We start from the raw sequence: 4,408 nt of genomic DNA on the forward strand, positions 1-4,408 counted from the left end.
GCAGGTGTACCTATTCTTATTCCGCTTGTTATAAATGGGCTCTGAGTATCAAATGGAATACCATTTTTATTTACAGTAATACCTGCTCTATCGAGGGCTTCCTCGGCGACTTTTCCAGTTATGCCTTTATTTCTTAGGTCAACAAGCATAAGGTGGTTGTCCGTTCCTCCTGATACTATCCTATATCCTTTATCTTTAAGTGAAGTAGCAAGATGGGAGGCATTTTCTATAACCTGTTTTTGATATTCCTTAAATTCTGGGCTCATAGCTTCTTTAAAGGCTACCGCTTTTGCTGCAATAACATGCATAAGAGGACCACCCTGAATTCCGGGAAATACAGTAGAATCTATTTGCTTCGCAAACTTTTCTTTACACATTACTATCCCGCCGCGGGGACCTCTTAGTGTTTTATGAGTTGTTGCCGTTGTAAAATCGGTAAAAGGATGAGGTGAAGGATGAAGTCCCGTCGCAACAAATCCTGCAATATGCGCAATATCAGCCAAAAGATATGCGCCGACTTTTGAAGCGATTTCGGAGAAGCTCTTGAAATCCACTTCTCTGGAATAAGCAGAATAACCGCATATAATTAATTTAGGTTTATGTTTTCTCGCCAAATCCTCGACCACATTAAAATCAATGATTTCGGTTTTTGGATCTACTCCATAAGAATATGCTTTATAGAATTTACCTGAAAAACTTACGTTACTACCATGAGTGAGGTGTCCGCCGGAACGTAAATCCATTCCTAAAATTGCATCACCGACATTTAAAGATGAAAAATAAACAGACATGTTTGCCCCGGAACCGGAATGCGGTTGGACATTGGCATGTTCACAATTGAAAAGTTTTTTTGTTCTTTCTATCGCTAATTTTTCTACCTGGTCAATAAATTGGCAACCGCCATAATACCGGGCAAAAGAATAACCCTCGGCGTATTTATTCGTCAGAACAGAACCCTGCGCAGAAAGGACAGACAAAGGAGCAAAATTTTCCGAGGCTATCAAGTTTATGGTTTCTTGTTCTCGCGCTTGTTCTTTTTTAATCCACTCCCATACTTCCGCATCGACATTTTTTATGTCTTCATAATTCATTCTTTCCATAAGAAGGGACCTCCTTCACTTTTCTTTGTTGATGAGATTGTGGATACTTCTTTAAAATCCTGTATTGATTCAACCATGGCTGTATCGCCGACAATAATTACTTTGAGTTTGTTGTTGTATTTGGGCAAAGCAAAAGCTCCAAAAGTAATATAGGCATCGGGATGAACTCTGTGATTAATCATTTCTACAACCCGACTTACTTCCCTAAAGTTTAAATCTTCTCCGCCCATAATACTTATTAAAACTCTTTTAAGTTTTCTAACACTATTTTTCTCAAGCCATAGTGAATTAACCGCTAAATCTACGGCAGATGAAACTCTATCCTCGCCTTCTGCTTCGCCGATAGCCAAAAGGACTTCCCTTCCGCCTTCTATGACTTTTCTAAATGCCGCCATATCCATATTTACTATTCCGGGATTTATTAAATGGGAAGAAAGACTCTCGATAAGTTCTGCAAACACACGATTTGCCTTTTCGAAACTTTCGGTCAAGGATAAATTTTCCGTAAAATTTTCAAATAATTTATCATTCTCGATTGCAATTACAGCATCTACGCTTCTTCTCAACTCTTCTTTGCCTCTTATAGCTTTTATCTTTTTCTTTTTCCCTTCAAAAGAAAAAGGGAGCGATATAACGGCAATAGTCATTATTCCCAATCCGCTTGCAATTTCCGAAATAACAGGAGCAGCGCCAGTTCCGGTGCCTCCGCCCATACCTGCTACGATGAACACAAGATGAGCTCCTTTTAACACCTGCACAATTTCTTCCCTTTGTTCTTCACAAGCTCTTTTTGCAGCATCTAAATTGCCGCCTGTTCCCTCGCCCTTAGTTGTATATGTTCCCAATTCTATTTTTATAGGAGCCAATGAGGCCTTTAGCGCTTGAGAATCCGTATTGATATTAATGAATTCTATACCCGAAAAAGTATCTCTTGCCGCCAAATTTACGATATTGCCTCCAGCTCCGCCTACACCAAAAACTTTGATATTTAAAGCGGATTTGCCGTTTATTTTATTATCTATTTTAAACATATTTTAATATACGTTCACTTCGTTCACATATAATGATTACGCCGATTAAAAACCATAGATTACACAGATAATCCAAATCTTTAATCGGTGTAATCGTTATCAAAAAATCTGTGCAATCAATGTTATTCTTTAATGGACCCCGTCTCGTAAAACATCCCGAATTTTTCGGGATACTCTACTTAAAAGAAATTTTTGAACCAATTAAAAACTTTACCTATTGTTTTATCATAAATATTCTCTTTTTCCCACGGGAAATTTTTTTCTTTATCTCTAACACGTTTTCCGTAAGCAATAAGCCCCAACGATGTCGCATATTCCATCGATTCTGAAGGTTTTTGAAAAATAGACGCCTTAGCAATTAAATCCGTTCTAATTCCGCCAATTCTCACGGGTAAATTCATCTTCTGCTCTATGACTTCTTTTAATCCAACAAGATTGGATGTACCACCCGTAAGCACAATACCCGAACCTAATAAAGGCAGATAATTTCCAATTCTTGCAAATATATGCGAAACCAACATTTCGCTTTTCTCTTCTATGATTTCCGCCAATTCCAATTTTCTTATTTTTTTTGCAGTCGGTTTCCCGAAATTTATTTCTTCGTTATTGTCTAACAGATACCTTAGGCAAACTCCATGACTCTTCTTGATTTCCTCGGCTTCTTTTAATGAAATATGCAGTCTGGTTGCTATTTCCCTGGACAAATTTTCTCCTCCATAAGGAAGCGACGACAAATAGGCAGGATATTCTCCTTTATAAATCGCAATATCTGTCAAATGTGAACCCAAGTCTATCAATCCCACCCCTAAATCTTTTTCTTCCGGATAAAGAATAGCTTCTCCGGTGGCAATCATATTTGCAATAACATGTTCTACATCTAATCCTGCTAAATGAACGCATCTTATTGCGTTTTGAATTGCAGTCGTAAGCCCTATTACAGAGGTTAATTTAACTTTCAATTCTTTTCCGAAAAGTCCGATTGGATTTTTACCCCCCCCTACATTATCCAAGATAAACTCCGAGGGCAGAACATGCAACACTTCTAACCCTAAAGATGAAGGGCTTGTTTTAGCTTTAAAAATAACTTCTTTTAGATGTTGAACTCCAATTTCTTCCTGGTCAGTTGATAGAGAAATCTTGCCTTCATTATTGTTTGAATGAAGATGTTGTCCCGAAATGCCGATAAAAGCTGAAGTGATTTCGGTTTTTGCTTTTTTCTCCGCTTTTTGGATTACCCTGCTAATACATTCACAGGCAGCTTTCAAATCAACGATAACTCCCCCTCTAATGCCAACGGATTCTTCAATTTCATAACTTTTAAGATTGATTTCTCCGTCTTTACAATCGCCTATAGCCACAGCAATTTTACTACTGCCTAAATCAATCCCGGTAATTAAATTTTTATTTTCCATATTAAAAATCACGATGGACGAAGCACGACCGTTCCTCCGATATTATATCGGAGTTACTAGGACGACGGACGCTTTTTTTATTCGTCTATCGTCCATCTTCCATCGTCCTTTGTCGTTTTACGGTTTTACCACAATATCCTCGCCAAATCTAAAATCAATATATTTTACATTTTTATAAGGTAATACTTCCATTAAAATCGACAAAGAATATGATTCTTTTGCATATTCTTCGCTATCCATTCTAATCTCGGTTATTGCGTTTTCAAGAAGGAAAAACACTTCTGTTTCTGTTTTTACTTTTATAATTTTCACAGAAACTATATCTTTTATAGAAAGGTATGTTTGTATGGCTCTTTTAAACCCTATAAACGTTTGCCCCAACTGCAAATTTTCTTTCCCGTTTTGTTTCTCATAAACAAGTAGCGGATAATCCTCGTTTTCATCGCCTCTGAAAGAGAAAATCGTTCCCTCTTGTGATACCGCCAACTTCATGTTTTCCTTCAAAAGCGCGCGCGGGATATATTCATTCACTTCAACTATCAATTTACCAGGAAGTTCTTTTTTAACTACAACATTCTTTATTTCAGGAATTTCATTTACTCTGTCCCTTAATACATCCATTCTGACAAGAAAAATATTTTTGTTTTTTAATTGAGAAAAACTCCCTTCGTCTATCAGGTCTGAATTTAAAATTTCTATATCCTTAATAAGGAACAAACTAGAGCCTATGAAAATATAGACAATGACAATGCCTGCAAAAAAGATTGATGCAACTATTATGCTGAATCTTTTTAATAGAGGGGAAAAAAGAGCATTCTTTTTAAACAATTTTTATCTCCGGCTCTAAAAATATGCCAAATTTTTT

At 36.8% G+C, this 4,408-nt stretch carries 4 protein-coding genes; all 4 read right to left on the reverse strand.

Annotation, left to right across the window (positions count from 1 at the left end):
* The coding region (locus KAS42_03750; GenBank protein ID MCK4905339.1) for a serine hydroxymethyltransferase at window positions 1-1,091 on the reverse strand (1,091 nt) is incomplete at its 3' end.
* Complete coding sequence (locus KAS42_03755) at window positions 1,088-2,131, reverse strand: cell division FtsZ family protein (GenBank protein ID MCK4905340.1); 1,044 nt, start codon at window positions 2,129-2,131, stop codon at window positions 1,088-1,090. The genes KAS42_03750 and KAS42_03755, both read right to left, overlap by 4 nt.
* 179 nt (window positions 2,132-2,310) lie before the next feature.
* Window positions 2,311-3,543 (reverse strand): cell division protein FtsA, encoded by a 1,233-nt coding sequence (gene ftsA, locus KAS42_03760; protein MCK4905341.1) that lies wholly within the window; start codon window positions 3,541-3,543, stop codon window positions 2,311-2,313.
* A 117-nt stretch (window positions 3,544-3,660) separates the two neighbouring features.
* The gene (locus KAS42_03765) at window positions 3,661-4,371 is read right to left on the reverse strand and encodes an FtsQ-type POTRA domain-containing protein (GenBank protein ID MCK4905342.1); all 711 of its coding nucleotides are present in this window, start codon (window positions 4,369-4,371) and stop codon (window positions 3,661-3,663) included.
* Window positions 4,372-4,408: the final 37 nt, after the last annotated feature.

This window comes from bacterium (genome assembly GCA_023135785.1).
Lineage (GTDB): Bacteria > CAIJMQ01 > CAIJMQ01 > CAIJMQ01 > CAIJMQ01 > CAZNJA01.

Coding starts and splice junctions, on each gene's coding strand:
- KAS42_03755 (MCK4905340.1), bottom strand. CDS start 2,131: ATGTTTAAAATAGATAATAAAATAAACGGCAAATCCGCTTTAAATATC.
- ftsA (MCK4905341.1), bottom strand. CDS start 3,543: ATGGAAAATAAAAATTTAATTACCGGGATTGATTTAGGCAGTAGTAAA.